Annotated in this window: 15 protein-coding genes; 10 read left to right on the top strand and 5 right to left on the bottom strand. The window is 55.0% G+C overall.

Annotated elements, in window-relative coordinates:
* Positions 1-20: 20 nt before the first annotated feature.
* Positions 21-1610 (bottom strand): phosphoethanolamine transferase, encoded by a 1590-nt coding sequence (locus tag O3S68_RS09780; RefSeq protein WP_020457132.1) that lies wholly within the window; start codon positions 1608-1610, stop codon positions 21-23.
* A 281-nt stretch (positions 1611-1891) separates the two neighbouring features.
* Positions 1892-2023: a manganase accumulation protein MntS gene (gene mntS / locus O3S68_RS09775; RefSeq protein ID WP_045506449.1), complete on the bottom strand. Its 132-nt coding sequence runs from the start codon at positions 2021-2023 to the stop codon at positions 1892-1894.
* A gap of 188 nt (positions 2024-2211) precedes the next feature.
* On the opposite strand from mntS, the gene mntR reads away from it, so the two are divergent.
* The 9 genes from mntR (at position 2212) to O3S68_RS09730 (ending at position 12834) form a co-directional block, all read left to right on the top strand.
* Entirely contained in the window at positions 2212-2682 is a 471-nt protein-coding gene (mntR, locus tag O3S68_RS09770) for a manganese-binding transcriptional regulator MntR (protein ID WP_020457134.1), read from the top strand.
* Complete coding sequence (locus tag O3S68_RS09765; protein ID WP_269231397.1) at positions 2679-3788, top strand: anion transporter; 1110 nt, start codon at positions 2679-2681, stop codon at positions 3786-3788. Before mntR ends, O3S68_RS09765 begins: the two co-directional genes overlap by 4 nt.
* A gap of 101 nt (positions 3789-3889) precedes the next feature.
* Positions 3890-4987 (top strand): HlyD family secretion protein, encoded by a 1098-nt coding sequence (locus O3S68_RS09760; protein ID WP_269231396.1) that lies wholly within the window; start codon positions 3890-3892, stop codon positions 4985-4987.
* Positions 4984-6555, top strand: coding sequence for a DHA2 family efflux MFS transporter permease subunit (locus O3S68_RS09755; protein ID WP_020457137.1), 1572 nt, complete (start codon positions 4984-4986; stop codon positions 6553-6555). The genes O3S68_RS09760 and O3S68_RS09755 overlap by 4 nt, the downstream gene beginning before the upstream one ends.
* 1 nt (position 6556) lies before the next feature.
* A complete protein-coding gene (locus tag O3S68_RS09750) occupies positions 6557-8080 on the top strand; it encodes an efflux transporter outer membrane subunit (protein ID WP_020457138.1) in 1524 nt (507 codons plus the stop codon).
* A 101-nt stretch (positions 8081-8181) separates the two neighbouring features.
* Positions 8182-9228, top strand: coding sequence for an aldo/keto reductase (locus O3S68_RS09745; RefSeq protein WP_020457139.1), 1047 nt, complete (start codon positions 8182-8184; stop codon positions 9226-9228).
* Between the two features lie 153 nt (positions 9229-9381).
* Entirely contained in the window at positions 9382-10758 is a 1377-nt protein-coding gene (locus O3S68_RS09740) for a glycoside hydrolase family 1 protein (protein ID WP_269231395.1), read from the top strand.
* Positions 10759-10782: 24 nt separating this feature from the next.
* Positions 10783-12102 carry a PTS sugar transporter subunit IIC gene (locus O3S68_RS09735; protein WP_269231394.1) on the top strand — a complete coding sequence of 440 codons (1320 nt, stop codon included), beginning with the start codon at positions 10783-10785 and terminating at the stop codon, positions 12100-12102.
* 15 nt (positions 12103-12117) lie between these two features.
* Positions 12118-12834 carry a GntR family transcriptional regulator gene (locus O3S68_RS09730; protein WP_017456037.1) on the top strand — a complete coding sequence of 239 codons (717 nt, stop codon included), beginning with the start codon at positions 12118-12120 and terminating at the stop codon, positions 12832-12834.
* 46 nt (positions 12835-12880) lie between these two features.
* Here O3S68_RS09730 and ldtB read toward each other — a convergent pair whose 3' ends face one another.
* The gene (gene ldtB / locus O3S68_RS09725) at positions 12881-13801 is read right to left on the bottom strand and encodes a L,D-transpeptidase (RefSeq protein ID WP_017456038.1); all 921 of its coding nucleotides are present in this window, start codon (positions 13799-13801) and stop codon (positions 12881-12883) included.
* A 208-nt stretch (positions 13802-14009) separates the two neighbouring features.
* Between ldtB and O3S68_RS09720 the strand changes: the two genes are divergently transcribed.
* The gene (locus O3S68_RS09720; protein ID WP_020457143.1) at positions 14010-15602 is read left to right on the top strand and encodes an ABC-F family ATPase; all 1593 of its coding nucleotides are present in this window, start codon (positions 14010-14012) and stop codon (positions 15600-15602) included.
* A 542-nt stretch (positions 15603-16144) separates the two neighbouring features.
* Here O3S68_RS09720 and O3S68_RS09715 read toward each other — a convergent pair.
* Together O3S68_RS09715 and O3S68_RS09710 are read right to left on the bottom strand one after the other, a co-directional pair.
* Complete coding sequence (locus O3S68_RS09715) at positions 16145-18511, bottom strand: glycoside hydrolase family 31 protein (RefSeq protein ID WP_269231393.1); 2367 nt, start codon at positions 18509-18511, stop codon at positions 16145-16147.
* A gap of 15 nt (positions 18512-18526) precedes the next feature.
* Complete coding sequence (locus O3S68_RS09710) at positions 18527-19828, bottom strand: MFS transporter (protein WP_020457145.1); 1302 nt, start codon at positions 19826-19828, stop codon at positions 18527-18529.
* Positions 19829-19862 lie beyond the last annotated feature (34 nt).

Genomic DNA, 19862 nt, shown 5'->3' with positions numbered 1-19862 from the left:
TCTGCAATCTGCTTCAGAAATTACCGCTTACTGCGCGTATCGAAGAGATCCGTGCCGAGATGGTTATAGTCAACTTTCTGTAACTTAAAGTTGGTAATGTACGCTGGCCCGGCTTTTTGCTCGGACATAAAACGGTAAGGATTTTTAATCTGCTCTGCGCTGATCCCCGTCCACTGCGAAAAGAAACTCAAAAAGTCGTTCGCTGAACGGCGCGCTTTAATTACCCGATGTTTGGTATCGTCGCTGGAAAGCACCATAAATGGCACCTGGAAGTCCTGCTGAAAAGTATCGGCGTGCGCCAGGTACTGCACCTCTTTTCCGCGTTCTTTAATCGCCAGTCCGTGATCCGAGAAGTAAACCATCGAAAAACTTTCGCCGGTATTAACCAGTTGCGAATACATTTTCCCGAGGAAATCATCGGTCTGCGTGATGGAATAGAGGTAGCAGGAGGTCTCTTTTGACTGCACAAACTCATTGTACTTGCCGCCGGTGCGATCGCAGGCCTGCGGGTGCGAGCCCATCAAATGCAGCACAATCAGCTGCGGCTGGGTGCGTTTTGTGCTCAGGACCTGATTGGTCAGTTTTAACAGATCCTCGTCGCGGGTGTTTTTATCTGCTTCGAAGTCACCGCGTTTCAAAAACTGCACTTCATCGGCACGCTTAGCGATACTGGCGATGGCGGTGTCGTACTCGCCAATTTGCCCCTGATTAGAAAACCACCACGTCTGGAAACCGGCACGGTTCGCCAGCGTGACAAAATTATCCTGATACTGCGGTTTGTCATCCACCACGCGGTTTAACGTCAGACCAAGGGATTTTTGTGTTGAACCGCTCGCGGAGATGTAATCCGTAAACAGCGTGCCGTTCACCTGGCTGGCAAACGGAGTGTTATTCCAGTGGCCGCCAAAGGCGCCCAGCGCGTCACGACGTGCGCTTTCGCCAATCACCACCACGTAAGTATGGTATTTCGGTTTCACCGCCAGCACAGTCCAGGTGTCTTTCACACTGGCGAGCGCGGCCATATTTTTCTGTTCTTCTTTAACAACATAGTAGTTGAACGCCACATCGCGCACGAAACGCAGCACCGGAACACCGGTATCAATGATTCTGAATTCGTAACCTTTGAAATGGTTTTGCACCGGGCCAATAAAATAAGACGCGATGCACACAATCGTGCCCAGCGTGTCCCATTTCAGCCACGGCGTGGATCGCACGATTATCCGGCGGCGCAGCGAAATAACACCCAGCGCAAAAATGAATACGCCGATAGCGTAGTGATACCACGGGAAGATAGTCAGAATTTCCGTCGACTCTTCCATATTGGTCGACAGCAGCGCCAGCAGCGTGTTGAAGTTTGGTGCGCCATATGCCCGACCAAAGGGGAAATAACAGGCGGCAACCAGCGAGATAATCCCGATAACGGTTTTCTGCGCGCGAGGCGCATGACGCCAGAGGATCAGCAGCGCGCAGGTTAAAAGAACCGCATACATCACGCTAAATTCATAACCCAGAGCGAAGTTAATCAACATCGATTGTAAAAAGTAGAAACCCGTCCACGGGTTGAGCGTCTGGCTGCGAAAGGCAACGGATTCTTTAAGGATTAAGCTCATAGATTACTGTCATGAAAACGCCATGTGCTCACCCTGGCGTTAAGGGTCAAAACCTGCCGGACAGTGCGTGTGAAGAGGGGAGGGGGTCCGCATCTGCGAGCCGCAATTTGTGCAGGGCAGCGCAAAGATAGAGCGAGGCGCGTCGAAGGTCAACAGGGGCTAAGCGGTTGTTTTGAGAGAATGATTGCAAATCCAGCAAAAATACGCTGATTTTTAGACGAATTAGCCAGTATGACGGGGGATTGTGACAGAAAAATGAAGCGGCGTACCGCGACGCCGCATTAGTGAGAAGGTTTGTCGGAGTCCTGCTGAGGTTTGCCGGTAATGATATCGGACAACATATTCAGCAGCATTAAACGGACTTTAAAGGGAGAGTGACTAAACACGCGCATACACCTCTTGAACTCATTCATCGTTACCTCCTGCCATTTTCATGCCCTTCGTTCCATGAAGGGTGAACGCATTACATACAGATATAGCACAGGCTATGTTCTATAGCTATGGCTAAGACGTTAATTTTTTGTGCTGATTCACGGATGGTTTACAATGGCGCTTCTCTTATATGATGCTGCACAGGTGTCACACCTTCAGAGGAAGCACAATGAACCGTCGCGCAGGTAAGCAAACAATAAAAAAAGTGACGCTGGTAAATGTAGAAGAGCACGTTGAAGGCTTTCGTCAGGTGCGCGAAGCACATCGTCGCGAACTGATTGATGACTATGTTGAACTGATTTCGGATTTGATCCGCGAAGTAGGCGAAGCCCGCCAGGTGGATATGGCCGCCCGCCTTGGCGTTTCACAACCGACGGTTGCGAAAATGTTAAAAAGACTGGCAACGGTGGGCTTGATTGAACAGATTCCCTGGCGCGGCGTTTTTTTGACTGCGGAAGGTGAGAGGCTGGCGCAGGAGAGCCGCGAGCGTCACCAAATCGTGGAAAGCTTCTTATTGGTACTGGGTGTCAGTCCTGAAATCGCGCGACGCGACGCCGAAGGTATGGAACATCACGTCAGCGAGGAAACGCTGGAGTGTTTCCGTCGCTTCACCCTGCAACATGAGCAACCTCCTGAATGAGTATGCCGTTCTTCCGCGCGCTGGCGCGCGACCGTTTCCTGCATCTGTTACTGCTTATTGGTTTTGTATTGTGCTTTTTTGCCCCGTTTGCGCCGAAAAACTGGCCGGGTGCGATCGACTGGCACACCATTATTACCCTCAGCGGCCTGATGCTGCTGACCAAAGGGGTTGAGCTGAGCGGTTATTTTGATGTGATTGGGCGGCGTATGGTGCGTCGTTTTCATCATCAGCGTCGGCTGGCGATGTTTATGGTGCTGGCTGCAGCGCTCCTCTCCACCTTTCTCACCAATGATGTGGCGCTGTTTATTGTGGTACCGCTGACCATCACGCTGAAGAAACTGTGCGAAATCCCGGTTAACCGGCTGATCATTTTTGAAGCGCTGGCGGTAAATGCCGGGTCGTTATTAACGCCTATCGGAAACCCACAAAACATTCTTATCTGGGGACGCTCTGGCCTCTCTTTCCCGGCGTTCATCTGGCAGATGGCGCCGCTGGCGCTGGCAATGATGGTTACGCTCTTGGTGTTGTGCTGGTTCTGTTTTCCGAAAAAGGCGCTTAACTACCATAGCGGCGTGCAAACGCCGGACTGGCAACCCCGTCTGGTGTGGAGCTGCCTAGGTTTCTACTTAATCTTTATTACCGCGCTGGAGTTGAAACAGGAGTTGTGGGGGCTGGCAATTGTCGCCATCGGGTTCTTGTTACTGGCGCGGCGGGTAGTGCTGAGTGTGGACTGGACGCTGCTGCTGGTGTTTATCGCCATGTTTATTGATGTCCACCTGCTTATTCAGTTGCCTGCGCTGCACGCGGTGCTGAACAGTGCCAGCCAGTTGTCACCTCCAGGGTTGTGGTTGACGGCCATTGGCCTGTCGCAATTTATCAGTAATGTGCCCGCGACCATTTTGCTGCTCAATTATGTACCGCCGGATACGCTGCTGGCCTGGGCGGTAAATGTTGGCGGCTTTGGTTTGCTGCCCGGTTCGCTGGCCAATCTTATCGCGCTGCGTATGGCAAACGATCGCCGCATCTGGTGGCGCTTCCATCTTTATTCCATGCCGATGCTGCTGTGGGCGGCGCTGGTGGGATACGGATTACTCTTATTCAGATAGTGCTGATTTGTCAGTTTATCCTGGCAAATGTATAGCAACCGCCTAACTTTAGTTAACGGCGCATCCCTGGCGCCGTTACCTGACAGGACTGTTGCGAAACTATGGCAGAAAACACAACGCATCCTGACGATGTTCAGGACGATAACAACCAGAACCCACGTAAACGCCCCGGAAAGAAGCCACTGATTATCCTCGCCATTGTTGTCGGCGTGATGGTGATCGTTGCGCTGGTGTGGTGGTTTTTAACCCGTAATGAAGAGACCACAGACGACGCCTTTACCGATGGCGACGCGGTGACGATCGCGCCGAAAGTGGCCGGTTACGTCACCGAGTTGCGGGTGAAAGATAACCAGCGCGTCAAGAAAGGGGATTTGCTGGTCACGATTGACCCGCGCGATGCCACCGCGCAGCGCGATCAGGCGCAAGCGCAACTGGGGCTGGCAATCGCACAGCTTCACCAGGCGCAGGCGCAACTGGACTTATCAAAAGTGCAGTATCCCGCTCAGCGTGACGAAGCGCGCGCACAGGTGCTGAAAGCAAAAGCAGACCTGGCGAATGCCGAAGCCGCTTATCGCCGTCAGCGTGGTGTCGATCCTCGCGCCACCACACAACAAAATATTGACAGCGCCAATGCCCAGTTGCGTAGCGCGCAGGCACAACTTGCCAGCGCCCTGGCACAGCTGGAAGTCGCCGACCAAGTGCAGTTGCAAATCCGCCAGCAGGAAACCAATGTCGAAGCGCGCCAGCAGCAAGTGGCGCAGGCAAAAGCGCAGCTGGAAACCGCGAATCTGAATTTATCCTGGACGGAGGTTCGTGCCCCGTTCGATGGCTTTATCACCAAACGCAATGTGCAAAACGGTACATTAGTGCAGGCGGGCACCGCGTTGTTTTCCCTGGTCTCACCGGATGTGTGGGTGGTGGCGAACTTTAAAGAGTCGCAGCTGGAGCGGATGCGCCCGGGGAATAAAGTCAGCGTCAAAGTGGATGCGTGGCCGGATCTGGAGCTGGAGGGACATATCGATAGCATCCAGCAGGGCAGCGGGTCGAAGTTCGCCGCTTTCCCTTCAGAAAATGCGACCGGCAACTTTGTCAAAATCGTTCAGCGCGTGCCGGTGAAAATCGTCATCGATAAAGGCCTGGATCCCAACAAACCGTTGCCGTTAGGCCTTTCCGTTGAACCGAAGGTGACGCTGGAATGACGGATCACAGCCACGAGAACTGGAAACCCGCCAGTAACCCGTGGGCGGTGGCGTGGGTCGTCACCCTCGCGGTGTTTATGGAGATCCTTGATACCACGATTGTCAACGTGGCGCTGCCGCACGTCGCCGGGTCGCTCTCCGCCAGTTATGACGAATCAACCTGGGTGCTGACCAGCTACCTGGTGGCGAACGGGATCGTCCTGCCGATCTCCGCTTTTCTCAGCCGCACCTTTGGACGCAAGCAGTTTTTCCTGATCTGCATTGTGATGTTTACCGTCTGTTCGTTTCTGTGCGGAATTGCCACCGAACTGTGGCAAATCATCCTGTTTCGTATTTTGCAGGGCTTTTTTGGCGGCGGTTTGCAACCTACGCAGCAATCGGTGTTGCTGGATTACTTCAAGCCGGAAGATCGCGGCAAAGCCTTTGGTTTGTCGTCTATCGCCATTATTGTCGCCCCGGTGCTGGGGCCAACGCTGGGCGGCTGGATAACCGATAACTACTCCTGGCGCTGGGTCTTTTTTATCAATATCCCGGTGGGCATTATCACGGTTCTGGCGATTTACCAGCTGCTGGAAGATCCGCCCTGGGAGCGCAAATCGAAGCAGAAATTGTCCATCGACTGGCCGGGCATTGGCCTGATTGCGCTGGGGCTGGGTTGTCTGCAGGTGATGCTCGATCGCGGTGAAGATGAAGACTGGTTCAACTCCGATTTCACCCGTATTTTCGCCGTCCTCACTGCGATTGGTATTGTCGGGGCTATTTACTGGCTGCTGTATGCCAAAAAGCCGGTGGTCGACTTGCGCTGCATGGCGGACAAGAACTTTACGGTTTCCAGCTTGCTGATGGCCGGCATGGCGATGATCCTCTATGGCAGCTCGGTGGTGATCCCGCAACTGGCGCAGCAGGATCTGGGCTACACCGCCACGTGGTCCGGGCTGGTGCTGTCGCCCGGCGCAGTGTTGATTGTGCTGACCATTCCGCTGGTGCTGAAATTGATGCCGGTGGTGCAGACGCGCTGGATAATCGCCTTCGGCTTTTTCTGCCTGGCCGCCTCATTCTGGTGGTCGCGTACGCTGGCGCCGGATATCGACTTTGAAACGCTGATGCTGTTTCGCAGCGCCCAGTCGATTGGGCTGGGTTTCCTGTTCGTCCCGTTGACGACCATCGCCTTTATCTCGATCCCGCGCCAGCTTAATGCCGATGCGGCAGCGCTGTTTACCATGTTCCGTAACGTGGCGGGATCGGTTGGTATTTCGCTCTCGACGGCGGCGATCACCGAGCGCTCGCAGGCGCATATGTCGCACTTATCAGAGCATACCTCTCCCTTTAATGAGCAATTTCAGCAGGCTTTACGTGAATCCGCGGAGGCGATCCGTAACTTCACCAGCCTGGTCGGCGATCCGCTGACCAGCGCTACCGGGCAGATGTACAAAGCGATGATCGCCCAGTCGCGTTTTCTCGCCTATATCGACGTGTTCACCATCCTCAGTTTGGTGGCGTTATTGCTGATTCCTTTTTGTTTATTGCTTTCGCCGATCAAAAGCGAAGGCAGCGCAGGAGCACATTAATATGACGTGGTGTCGTTTTCCCGTAACCCTGTTGTCGCTGTGGCTTGCCGGTTGTGCTGTCGGGCCGGATTACCAGGCGCCCAAACCGCAAACGCCTGCGCGCTGGAACGATCCGGGTGACAAAGCGGTTAAATCGCAGGCCTCTTCGCAGGCGGTGAATCCGCGCTGGTGGACAACCTTCCAGTCGCCGCAGTTGAACAGCCTGATTGAGCGGGCGATTAAAGATAATCTTTCGCTCCAGCAAACCGTCCTGCGCATTGCCGGTGCGCGAGAGCAGATTAACCAGGCGGGTGGCGCGTTTCTGCCAGCGGTTAACGGGTCGCTGAAAGCGACTCGCCAGCAACTGGGTATTGAAGGTGAGCTGAAATCCCATAACGTGGAGGGCCAGTTGCAGGATGCTGACCCGGCGATCAGCGGGGCGCTTGGCGCGCTTACCCAACCGGTAAATCTCTATCAGGGCAGTTTTGATGCCCAGTGGGAACTGGATCTGTGGGGCAAAGTAAGACGCCAGGTAGAAGCGGCGTCCGCGCAGCAACAACAGGCAATTGAACAACGTAACGATGCGCTGGTGTCGCTGGAAGCCGAAGTGGCGCGCGCGTGGCTGCAACTGCGCGGTGCGCAGAACATCATTAGTACGCTGAAAACACAAATTGACAGCGCGCAGCAGACATTTACGCTGACCGAAAACCGGCAAAAAGGCGGACTTTCACCGCAACTGGATGTGGAAAATGCCCGCGCCCAGGTTGGCAACCTGGAAGCGCAACTCCCGCAATATGAAGCGCAGGAGCGCCAGGCGATGAACGCGTTAGCGATCCTGCTCGGTAAACCGCCTGGTGCGCTGGACAACGAATTGCGTAATGCGCAGCCGTTACCCGCGCTGCCGGACATTGTACCCACCGGAATTCCGTCGACGCTGGCGCGCCGTCGGCCGGACGTTCGCGAAGCGGAAGCCAGCCTGCATGCGGCGACGGCACAGATTGGCGTTTCGGTTGCGCAGTTGTTCCCCAGCTTGTCATTGAGCGGCCAGTTTGGTCTGCGCAACAGCGAAACCAACTGGCTGACCGACTGGAGCAGCCATTTTTATAGCTTCGGCCCGCAGATTTCGATTCCCATTTTCCAGGGGGGGCGGCTGGTGTCCAGCGTCAAGCTGGCGCGTGCAGAGCAGGGCGCGGCGGTGCTGAACTATCGCCAGACGGTGCTCAGTGCGCTGGGTGATGTGGAAAATGCGCTGGTTAGTTACCGCGCCGATCAGCAGCGTGAAGCGGGACTGGATAAAACGCTCAGTGCGCTGCAAAACGCTTTCTCGCTTGCCACCGACAGCTACCGTCAGGGGATCGCCAGTTTTATTGATGTGCTGGATGCTCAGCGTCAGCTGGCGCAGGCCAGCCAGCAGCGCGAGCAGGCGCGGGTACAAAGCAGCCTCGATCTGGTGGCGTTGTATAAAGCGCTCGGCGGCGGCTGGGAACCGTATCAGAATGTGCAACTGCCTGATTACAAAGTGTTTGGTGAAGCGCCGCGCGGATAATCAGAGAATTGGGCAAGAAACAGGCAGGATCCTCACATTCGCCGCCGCAGAGGATTGCGTATAACTGTCTGCGTCAACTAAACAGATGAGGAGACGCCATCATGCGCTACAAAAAACTGGGTAATACCGGACTGTTTGTTTCTGAACTGTGCCTCGGCACCATGACGTTTGGCGGTGACGACAGCGAGAGCATGTGGAGCAAAATCGGCCAGTTGCAACAGGCGCAAGCCGAGCAGCTGGTTGGCAGCGCGCTCGATGCCGGCATTAACTTTATCGATACCGCTAACGTCTATTCCGACGGGCGTTCGGAGGAGATCACCGGCCAGGCACTGAAAAACCTGAAAGTGCCGCGTGAAAACGTTATCGTCGCGACCAAAGTGTTTGGCGAAACCGGCACCGCCGGGGTGAACTCGCGCGGCAGTTCGCGCTATCACATCATGAATAGCGTGAAAGAGAGCCTCAAGCGTATGCAACTGGATCATATTGATCTCTACCAGTTACATGGCTTTGATCCGGCCACGCCCATCGAGGAGACGCTTTACGCGCTGGATAACCTTGTTCAGCACGGGCATGTGCGCTATATCGGCGTCTCTAACTGGGCAGCGTGGCAAATCGCCAAAGCGCTGGGGATTTCGGAGCGTCTTGGGCTGGCGCGCTTTGCCTCGCTTCAGGCTTACTACACCATTGCCGGCCGCGATCTGGAACGTGAACTGGTGCCGATGATGCAGAGCGAAGGCGTGGGGCTGATGGTCTGGAGCCCGCTGGCGGGCGGCTTGCTGAGCGGTAAATATAGCCGCGACGGTCAGGCACAAGCCGGTGGACGCCGCCTGGCGTTTGATTTCCCGCCGGTGAATAAAGACCGCGCTTTTGATTGCGTGGACGTTATGCGCACCATCGCCGACAGCAAAGGGGTTTCCGTGGCGCAAATCGCGCTGGCCTGGCTGCTGCATCAGCCGGTAGTCAGCAGCGTGATTATTGGCGCGAAACGCCCGGAACAACTGGACGATAACATTGCGGCGACGGCGATCCACCTGAGCGATGACGAACTGCAACAACTGGATGCTGTGAGCGCACTGCCGCGCGAATATCCCGGCTGGATGTTTGAGCGTCAGGGGGAATACCGCCGTAACCAGCTAAAACAACAGTAATTATCCTTCCTCTCAAACGCGACGCTCACCCCGTCGCGTTTTTCTTTTCTTTCGAATAGCGTCACAAAATCGCATCGTCCTTTTTGCCCATTTTTTCGCCGTTATCTATATGACTAGTCATATCCTAAAAATGACTAGTCATGGAGAAGCGCGATGAGCAAAACGTTACCGAACGGCTTTTTATGGGGTAACTCCGTATCCAGCATGCAGACCGAAGGCGCGTGGAACGAGGGCGGGAAAGGGATGTCGGTCTACGATATTCGCGAAGACAGCGAATTTGCCTCCGACTGGAAAGTCGCCACTGATTCCTACCATCGCTATCAGGAGGATTTCGACCTGATGCAGGATCTGGGCATGAACTGCTACCGTTTCCAGATTTCCTGGAGCCGCGTTTGCCCGCAGGGTGATGGCGAGTTCAATGACGAGGGTATCGCCTTTTATGACCGCTTTATCGACGATCTGCTGGCGCGCGGCATTGAGCCGATGATCTGCCTCTACCACTTTGATATGCCGCTGGCGTTGGCAGAGCAGTACAACGGTTTTGCCGACCGGCGCGTGCAGGACGCTTTTGTACGCTACGGCAAAAAGATGATCGACTGCTTTGGCAGCCGGGTGAAGTACTGGCTGACGTTTAACGAGCAGAATATTTACCACATGCCAGGCGCGTTTCAGGTCGGTGGCTATCTGCAAGGTGAGAAAACCCTGCGTGAGCTCTATCAGATTCAGCACCATGTGATGATGGCGCATGTGCTGCTGACCCATTATCTGCACGCTACCCAGCCCGGAAAATTAATGGGCGGCATGCTGGCGCACCAGCTGGTTTATCCGGCGACCTGCAAACCGCGCGATGTATTTTGCGCCACGCAATATGACGAATTCCTCAATCAAAACTTACTGCGAGTGTATGCCGGGCAGGGGTACAGCCCGGAAGTGCTGGCGGTGGTCGAAAGAGAAGGTTTTCGCGATATCTACCGTGATGAGGATTTGGCGGAAATCGCGCGGGTCAAAAACGACTTTATGGCATTTAGTTACTACGCCAGCAAAACCCTCGACAGCGATGCCATTGCGCCGGGAACCCCGGTCAATTATTTCCTGCAACAGGGCGATAAAGCGAACCCGTATCTTGAGGCGACCGAATGGGGCTGGCAAATCGATCCACTCGGTTTTCGCGCCATTATTACCCGCTATTACAACGACTGGCGCTTGCCGGTGTTCCCGATTGAAAACGGCATCGGCGTGATTGAAGAGTGGGACGGCGTTAACCCGATTGAGGACGATTACCGCATTGCTTATCACCGCGACCATATCCAGGCGATGCAGGACGCCATCTTTGAGGACGGCGCACAGGTGTTGGGCTACCTCGGCTGGGGCTTGATCGACATTCTCAGTTCCCAGGGCGATATGCGTAAGCGTTACGGCGTGGTGTACGTCAATCGCGAAAACCACGACCTGAAAGATTTAAAACGCGTACCGAAAAAGAGCTATCGCTGGCTGCAACAGCTGATTCGCAGCAACGGCCGCGACATGTAAGTAACGATTGAGAGGGTAGCCGCAATGTCTGACAGCAACATCACGCCGAAAATGCAGTCATTCGTCGATAAATTTGTCGAGTTCTCCGCCCGGCTGGCAAACCAGGTGCATCTGCGATCGCTGCGTGACGCGTTTGCGGCGGTGATGCCGATTTTTATCCTCGCCGGGCTGGCGGTATTGATTAATAACGTGGTTTTCCCCTGGGTGCTGGAAGGGGAAACGCTGGCGCGTTTTAAAGTCTGGGGCGAGGCGGTGATCAACGGCACGCTGAATATCGCCGCGTTATTAATTGCGCCGATGACCGCCTGGTCGCTGGCGCGCAATAAGAACTTTGACAACCCGGTGTCGGCGGTGGTCATTGCGATCTCCAGTTTCATCATCATGATGCCGATGCAACTGGATGTGGTGCCAGTTGGCGGGAAAGCGACGGTGAGCGTGACGCAGATGCTGGCGTTCACCAACATTGGCACGACGGGGATTTTCGCCGGGGTAATTATTGGTTTGCTCTCCACGGAGCTGTTTATCCGCGTCGCCAGCGTGAAGAAATTTGCTATTTCGCTCGGGGAAAATGTGCCCTCGGCGGTGGGGCAATCTTTCTCCTCGCTGATTCCGGCAATCATTACCCTCTCGCTGTTCGCCATTGTTGCGGCGCTGCTGGCGAACCTGTTGCACACGGATTTGATTCACCTTATCACCACGCTTATCCAGCAACCGTTGCGGCAGATTAATACCAGTTTACCGGGCACGCTGTTTATCTATAGCTTTGGTAACTTTCTGTTTACGCTCGGTATTCACCAGACAGTGGTCAACGGTGTGATCCTTGAACCCCTGCTGTTGATTAACACCAACGAGAACATGCTGGCCTTTGCCAACGGGCAGCCAATCCCGCATATCATCAACAGTATTTTTGTGCCCACGTTCGGTATGATTGGTGGCACTGGCAGCACCCTTTCGCTGCTGATCGCCATCTTTATCTTCGCGAAGCAGCAGTCGGCGAAGCAGGTAGCGCGGCTGGCTATCTCGCCTGGCTTATTCAATATTAATGAACCGGTGATTTTCGGTCTGCCCATCGTCTTTAACCTGCCGCTGATGATCCCGTTTGTGCTGCTTCCGGCGCTGGGGATTTGGTTTGCCTGGCTTTGTACTACGCTCGGTTGGATCTCGCGCTGTGTGGTGATGATTCCGTGGACAACGCCGCCGATTTTAAGCGCCTGGCTGGCCACCGCAGGCGACTGGCGGGCGGTGGTGGTTCAGTTGATAATCATCATCTTTGGTGTATTCTTCTACCTGCCTTTCCTCAAAATAGCCGAGAGAGTGGCCTTAAGAAACAATGGGATAGACTAAAAACGAAGGAAGGCTATGGCGGCAAAATACATCACTATCGCGCGGGAAATTAAGCGGCGCATTCTCAGCCAGCAGTACGCCGCCAGCGCGCCATTGCCGGATCAGTTCGCGCTGGCGGCGGAGTTTGCCACCAGCCGGATGACCATTCAGCAGGCGATGCGCCAGCTGATTGTTGAAGGGCTGGTTTATACCCGTCAGGGCCAGGGCACGTTTATCCGCAAGAATTTCCTGCAACTGTCGCGCTGGGATCTACCCGGTAGCGACTATTTTGGCGCGACCAAAACCTGGGAAAACGTCGGTGAAGTGACCAGTAAAATCATCCGCTTCGAGTTGCGTTTCCCCACGGAAAAGGAGCAGGCCTCGCTACTGGTGGGGCCGGATGACCCGGTGTATGACTTCATTCGCCTGCGGTTGCTGGAAGGTGAACCGATGTCGCTGGAGTTTACGCTGATGCCGGTAAACCTGGTGCCGGGGTTAAACCGCGGTCATCTGGAAAGCTCCGTGTTTCGCTATGTGCAGGACGATCTGGCGCTGAAGATTATGGGTTCATACCGCATTGTGCGCGCCTTAAAACCCTGGGCGGAAGATAAACAGTATCTGAATTGCGAAGAGACCGATCCGGTGCTGGAAGTGGAGCAGGTGATTTATCTGGAGGATGGCACGCCGCTGGAATATGCCCATTGTCATTACCGTTACGATCACGGTGGCATTATTGTGGTGAATCACGGGTAAAAAAAAGCGGAGCCATTGCTCCGCTTTTTTATGCTATCAACCGTAATCAGTTCAGACGAACCGGCATACCGGAACGGTTCTGAATTGCCTGATCAACCACGTTTGAATCAACATCAGACTGGTTAGTCACGGCCTGCACCGCTTTGGTCAGCGCAATCGGCACAATCTCACCACCGGTAAACTGCGCTTCCGTGGTGGACAGCGGGTTGTGAACTTCGATGTAGCGGCTGCCATCCGGCTCGGTGGTCGCTTTTACCGGCTCATCAATAAACTGTACGCGCGTACCGACCGGCACGTTTTCGAACAGGAATTTGATGTCGTCGTTGCGCAGACGCACACAGCCGTGGCTCACGCGCAGGCCGATACCGAAGTTAGCGTTGGTGCCGTGAATGGCGTACAGGCGGCCGATATAGAGCGCGTACAGACCCATCGGGTTATCCGGGCCAGCCGGTACAACCGGCGGCAGCGGTTGACCCATCGCTGCATATTCCGCGTGCATTTTCGCCGTCGGTGTCCAGGTCGGACCGGCTTTTTTACGTTCTACTTTGGTGGTCCAGGCAATCGGGGTGTCTTTACCCAACTGGCCGATACCGATTGGCAGCACGATCACCGTGTTGGTGCCTTTCGGATAGTAGTAGAGGCGCATTTCCGCACTGTTGATCACGATCCCTTCGTGAACCGTATCCGGCAGGATCAGCTGCTGTGGAACATTCATCACAGTGCCGCCTTTCGGCAGGTAGGCATCAATGCCCGGGTTTGCTTCCAGCATGTTGGACAGACCCATTTGATATTCAGCCGCAAAATATTCCAGCGGCTGGTTATTGCCTTCCGGAATAGTGACGACCTGGTTCTGACCGATCAGACGACTGCCATCAGTCGGCAGCGGATATGTAACAGCAGACGCGCTTTTGCAAAATCCCACGACAGCAAACGCCGCCGCTAAAAGGGTTGTTAATTTCATGTTCATCTTATGCAAGACTTATTGCCACACTGGCCGTTGGGTTGAGAATGCAGGAAGCGCATTATATGTGCATTCCACCGTCCAGGGAATTCAGATGTGTACGAAATCACACTTTTTTCCCTTTGCTTGCAGTTTAGTGGTCTGACACCAGGCAGGAATCTAATTCGGAATTGTGGCATAATAGGGTGTTTGTCACATATTTCAGGATACCTCTGTGTTAGTCACCAGCAACGTCACCATGCAATTCGGCAGCAAGCCGCTGTTCGAAAATATCTCCGTCAAATTTGGCGGCGGCAACCGTTACGGCCTGATCGGGGCTAACGGGAGTGGTAAATCCACCTTTATGAAAATCCTCGGCGGCGATTTAGAGCCGACGCTGGGTAACGTCTCTCTCGATCCGAATGAGCGCATCGGTAAGCTGCGCCAGGATCAGTTCGCCTTCGAAGAGTTCAGCGTACTCGACACGGTGATCATGGGCCATGCGGAACTGTGGGAAGTGAAACAGGAACGCGACCGTATTTATGGCCTCGCGGAAATGAGCGAAGAGGATGGCTACAAAGTGGCCGACCTCGAAGTGCAGTACGGCGAAATGGACGGCTACTCGGCGGAAGCGCGTGCGGGCGAACTGCTGCTCGGCGTCGGTATTCCGGTTGAGCAGCACTACGGCCCAATGAGCGAAATCGCTCCCGGCTGGAAACTGCGTGTGTTACTGGCGCAGGCGCTGTTTGCCAACCCGGACATTCTGCTGCTCGATGAACCGACCAACAACCTGGACATCGACACCATTCGCTGGCTGGAGCAGGTGCTGAATGAACGCGACAGCACCATGATCATCATTTCGCACGACCGCCACTTCCTTAACATGGTCTGTACGCACATGGCGGATCTCGATTACGGCGAGCTGCGTGTTTACCCCGGCAACTACGACGAATACATGACGGCGGCAACGCAGGCGCGTGAACGGCTGCTGGCGGATAACGCCAAGAAAAAAGCGCAGATCGCTGATCTGCAATCGTTCGTCAGCCGCTTTAGCGCGAACGCCTCTAAATCTCGCCAGGCGACGTCCCGCGCGCGTCAGATCGACAAAATCAAACTGGAAGAGGTTAAGGCCTCCAGTCGTCAGAACCCGTTTATCCGCTTCGAACAGGACAAGAAATTGTTCCGTAACGCGCTGGAAGTGGAAGCGCTTAGCAAAGGTTTTGATGAAGGCCCGCTGTTTAAAAACTTCAATCTGCTGCTGGAAGTGGGTGAGAAAATCGCCATTCTGGGAGCAAACGGCGTGGGTAAATCCACCATGCTGAAAACGCTGGTGGGCGAGCTTGAGCCCGATAACGGTACCGTTAAGTGGTCTGAAAACGCGCAAATCGGTTACTACGCGCAGGATCACGCCGAAGACTTTGATAACGATCTGACCGTCTTCGACTGGATGAGCCAGTGGAAACAGGAAGGCGATGACGAACAAGCGGTGCGCAGCATCCTCGGTCGTCTGCTGTTCAGCCAGGACGATATCAAGAAACCGGCGAAAGTGCTCTCCGGGGGTGAAAAAGGTCGCATGCTGTTCGGCAAGCTGATGATGCAAAAACCGAACATCCTCGTTATGGACGAACCGACCAACCACCTGGATATGGAATCCATCGAATCGCTGAACATGGCGCTGGAGATGTATCAGGGCACATTGATCTTCGTTTCCCACGACCGTGAGTTTGTTAGTTCGCTGGCAACCCGCGTGATTGAGATTACGCCGCAGCGCGTGGTGGATTTCTCCGGGAATTATGAGGATTATTTGCGCAGTAAAGGTATCGAATAAATTTACCGTCGTCTTCCACGCGACAGGTGTGTTGGCTGAGCCTTCGTCCCCCGGTCACTTACTTGTGTAAGCTCGCGGGGAGGCTCAGGTTGGCCGCCTTCCTGTCGCGCGAAATACTGAGGTAAATACTTTACCGTCCTTTCCCACATCACTGGTGTGTTGGCTGCACTTCGTCCCCCGATCACTGACTTGTGTAAGCTCGCGGGGAGACTCAGGTTGGCCGCCTTCCTGTCGCGCGAAATACTGAGGTAAATACTTTACCGCCCTTTCCCACATCACAGGTGTGTTGGCTGCACCTTCGTCCCCCGATCACTGACTTGTGTAAGCTCGCGGGGAGGCTCAGGTTGGCCGCCTTCCTGTCGCGCGAAATACTGAGGTAAATACTTTACCGTCCTTTCCCACATCACAGGTGTGTTGGCTGCACCTTCGTCCCCCGGTCACTGACTTGTGTAAGTCCCCGGAGATACGCAGATTTGCTGTGAAATACTCAGGTAAATAAGTGAAGCAAGCCCGGTAAGCACATGGCTTCCGGGCTTTTCACATTAAGCAAACGTCCACTCGCTGGCCGCAACGCCATTAATTAACACCTGGCGGTTTTCACCCGCAGGCAGCGTCACTTTCAGCGCCTGCCAGGCCGGGCGATAGTCGCCGCGCGTATGTACCTGCAAATCAATGGTGCTGCCCGAGCAAACCATTTCCCACTCCAGCCACAGCGCGTTGCCCTCTTTATAGCCCCAGGACTCACCATCATCCTCAAACAGCAGGCCGCGTGAACGCCCGGGACCCTTCACCGGGAACAGGTGCAGCTCACGCGTGGTATCCGCTTTGGTATCAACATGCCTGATGCGATCGCTGAGCGGCAGACCGGCACCGGCACGCACCAGCAGCGGCAGCGTTTCCAGCGGCGCATCCAGCGTCACCCACTGGCCAGGCGCATACCAGCAACCGGTGTAAAAATCGTACCAGCCGCTATTGTTGGCAGGTAGCCAGACGCGGCGCTCGCGCTGGCCTGGTTCGACGACGCTTGCCACCAGAAGATCGCGGCCAAGCAGGAAGTCGTCGCACTCTTCGAACGTCTGCTCGTCATGTTCGTGATCGAGGAACGTCGGGCGCAGCATCGGTTCGTCGTCAGCATGTGCCTGCCACAGCAGCGTGTAGAGATAAGGTAGCAGGCGGTAGCGCAGCTCAATTGCGCTGCGGATCGACGGTGTGATCGCCGGATACATCCACGGCTCATTCACTGTGTGATCGTCGTTCCATGAATGAATGGTGAAACGCGGGTGCATTACCCCGTTTTGCACCCAACGCACAAACAGCTCCGCATCCGGTTTATCGCCGGAAAAACCGCCGACATCGTGGCCCACGTTATACAAACCGGACAAACTCATGCCCACGCCCATGCGGATGTTGTAGCGCAACGTGTCCCAGTTGGTACGGTTATCACCGCTCCAGGTTTGCACATAACGCTGCATCCCGGCGCAGCCGGAACGGGAGATCAGGTACGGGCGCTTTTGCGGAGCAAAACGCTGCTGCGCTTCCATCGACGCGCGCATCATCAGCAGCGGCATCACCGGGCGAATATGTTTGATGGCAATTTGCTGGCCAAAACCGTGGCAGCGCGCTTCGCCGTCCCACACTTCAAACTCGTTGTTATCGTTCCAGGTCGAATCGATGCCCATCTCCAGCAGTTGCGTGGTGACGCCTTCCTGCCACCAGGTGACAGTCTGCGGGTTGGTAAAGTCGAGGTGTGAGCCTTCGTCATCCCAGAAACTGGAGCGTTCCGGCGCATCGGTTTCGGAATCGCGAATAAACAGACCGCGCTCCGCCACTTCGCTATAACGCGGGTGATCCTGCAACAGACAGGGTTTGATATTCGCCGCCAGTTTCAGTCCCGCATCGTGGAACGCCTGGCTCATCACCTTCGGCTGCGGCACTTTGTCGTAGTTCCAGTTAAAGACATAGCGCTTGCCGTTAATCGAGGTGTAGCCGGATGAGAGCTGGAACGAATCGCACGGAATCGCGTGTTCTTCGCACAGACGAATAAAATTCATCAGCTGGTTTTGCGCATCCGGCGCATCGGTGTAATGCATGGTTGAGCCGCTATAACCGAGGCTCCATTTCGGGCCGAACAGCGTTTTCCCGGTGAGGCGCACAAACGCTTTGGTAACATCCAGCGCACGCGCGCCGGTAAAAATGTAGTAATCAATATCGCCCGCTTCCGCCTGCCAGCGGCGATAGGCGGTGTGATAGTTATCGATCTCGTTACCCAGATCCAGCCAGCAACTGCTGAGGTTGTCATAAAACAGCCCGTAGCTGATATCGTCGCGGCGGGTGAGAGTAAACGGAATATGCTTGTACAGCGGGTCGGTGCTGGCAGCGTTATAGCCCATCGCATCAAGGTTGCGCATCTCATAGCGTTGACCATTGCGTTGCAGATTACCTGCCTTCTCGCCGAGGCCGTAGAAACGCTCCTCTTTTTTACGGCTGAGATAGTGCGCCACGCCGTCGCCATGGGCGTTAACCAGATACGCGCTGGTCGGGCGATCGCTCGCCAGCCATTGCCAGACGCCCGCGTCGTTGCGGTAGTGCCACTCCAGCCACAGTGGCTGGTGTACGGTGACGCGCAGTTTTGCGCTCTCAATGGTTAATGTCTCGTGCTGTTGCGCCAGCGACCAGTGCGGCAGGCTAAAACCCGACAGATCGTCGCGCGAGCGGCCTTCCCACGGAACATCATCTTTCGGTGCAATGCTCCAGGTTCTGTCCAGCGCCAGCTCGCCTTTACGCTTGAGCAGCACACGGAACAGGTTCTCTTCCAGCACATACAGACACAGGGTGTGTTGCCCATCTACCAGCAGCTCAACATGGTGAGCGGCCTGGTTTTGTAACGTCCAGTTCTTGAGGGTTTTCATATCAGACATCCACAATCAGGCGCGTTTTGCGCGTCGTTCAGCAATAAATGCCACCAGGAAACAAGCGCCAATCAGGTCAAAGAAACCCATGGCAATAAACAGCGGGTTGAAACCAATTTTGTCGGCGGTGACGCCAATCAGCAGTGAGAAGAGGAAGCTGGCGATCCACGCCGCCGAGCCGCGCATGCCATTTACTGTTGCCATCTGGCCTTTATCGAAGGATTCCACCACCAGCGCGCTCAACATGCAGGAGATGATCTGATGGCCAAAACCGCCAATCGAAATCAGCACAATGGTGATGTATGGATCGCGGGTAATCGCGACAATGGCGAGCGAAATCATCAAAAATGCGCCGGTCACCGAGCTGGCAACCACCGAGTTCACGCGGGAGCAGCCAAACCAGCGGGTATAGAGTTTGGTCAGGTAACCGCTGGCGACGCTGCCGAGATCGGCGGCGAGGAACGGCAGCCAGGCGAACATGGCGATCTGTTTCAGATCCATACCGTGTTCTTTCGCCAGATAGAGCGGCACCCAGAAGCTCAGCACCGCCCAGGCCGGTTCTGCCATAAACGCCGGGATGGCGATACCGTAAAAGCGTTTGTTTTTCGAGACAGTTTTCAGAGCGGTAAAGAAGGGCAGTTTGACCGCTGGCGGTTCATTATCCTGCTGAATAAAGGTCAGCTCGTCTTTACTGAGGTTCGGGTGTTTGTCCGGGTTATGGTAAAATGCCCACCACAAAATCACCCACAGCAGCGCCAGCACACCGGTAAACATAAACGCGCCCTGCCAGCCAAATGAGGCGTGAGCGAAGTAAATAATCGGCGGAGCCAGCATGGCACCAATCGAGAAGCCAACGCCCGCCCAACCGGCAGCCACCGGGCGTTCTGATTTCGGGAACCATTCGCCGATAGTTTTGGCATTCGCCGGTGTAGCCGCCGCTTCCGATGCGCCCATGGTGAAACGCAAAATCGCCAGATGTACCCAACTGCCTGCGCCAGCGTGGAAAATACAGGCCAGCGCCCAGATGATGGCGCACACCATAAAGCCAACTTTCAGGCCAATCACGTCAATCAGCCAGCCACACAGCGGCTGGAAAATGGTGTAAGCCAGCTGAAACGCGCCGACAATCCATGAGTATTGTTCGGTGGTGATGCCGAGGCTGGTTTTTAATTCCGGTGCCAGAATCCCCAGCGAGTTTCGGGTGATGTAGTTCACCGTGACGCCGAATAAGAACAGCACCAACATCCACCAGCGTAATTTTTTGACTATCCGGCGGCTCTTGCTGGCCGCCATTTCATTGTTGATCCCCTGGCTCATTCTTTTCTCCGCATATCTTCTTGTAGGGAAGTCG

The organism is Kosakonia sp. SOY2, from assembly GCF_027109175.1.
Classification (GTDB): Bacteria; Pseudomonadota; Gammaproteobacteria; order Enterobacterales; family Enterobacteriaceae; genus Kosakonia.
This window is presented reverse-complemented; position numbering and strand designations above follow the sequence as displayed.

Coding starts and splice junctions, on each gene's coding strand:
- O3S68_RS09780 (WP_020457132.1), bottom strand. CDS start 1,610: ATGAGCTTAATCCTTAAAGAATCCGTTGCCTTTCGCAGCCAGACGCTC.
- mntS (WP_045506449.1), bottom strand. CDS start 2,023: ATGAATGAGTTCAAGAGGTGTATGCGCGTGTTTAGTCACTCTCCCTTT.
- mntR (WP_020457134.1), top strand. CDS start 2,212: ATGAACCGTCGCGCAGGTAAGCAAACAATAAAAAAAGTGACGCTGGTA.
- O3S68_RS09765 (WP_269231397.1), top strand. CDS start 2,679: ATGAGTATGCCGTTCTTCCGCGCGCTGGCGCGCGACCGTTTCCTGCAT.
- O3S68_RS09760 (WP_269231396.1), top strand. CDS start 3,890: ATGGCAGAAAACACAACGCATCCTGACGATGTTCAGGACGATAACAAC.
- O3S68_RS09755 (WP_020457137.1), top strand. CDS start 4,984: ATGACGGATCACAGCCACGAGAACTGGAAACCCGCCAGTAACCCGTGG.
- O3S68_RS09750 (WP_020457138.1), top strand. CDS start 6,557: ATGACGTGGTGTCGTTTTCCCGTAACCCTGTTGTCGCTGTGGCTTGCC.
- O3S68_RS09745 (WP_020457139.1), top strand. CDS start 8,182: ATGCGCTACAAAAAACTGGGTAATACCGGACTGTTTGTTTCTGAACTG.
- O3S68_RS09740 (WP_269231395.1), top strand. CDS start 9,382: ATGAGCAAAACGTTACCGAACGGCTTTTTATGGGGTAACTCCGTATCC.
- O3S68_RS09735 (WP_269231394.1), top strand. CDS start 10,783: ATGTCTGACAGCAACATCACGCCGAAAATGCAGTCATTCGTCGATAAA.
- O3S68_RS09730 (WP_017456037.1), top strand. CDS start 12,118: ATGGCGGCAAAATACATCACTATCGCGCGGGAAATTAAGCGGCGCATT.
- ldtB (WP_017456038.1), bottom strand. CDS start 13,801: ATGAACATGAAATTAACAACCCTTTTAGCGGCGGCGTTTGCTGTCGTG.
- O3S68_RS09715 (WP_269231393.1), bottom strand. CDS start 18,511: ATGAAAACCCTCAAGAACTGGACGTTACAAAACCAGGCCGCTCACCAT.
- O3S68_RS09710 (WP_020457145.1), bottom strand. CDS start 19,828: ATGAGCCAGGGGATCAACAATGAAATGGCGGCCAGCAAGAGCCGCCGG.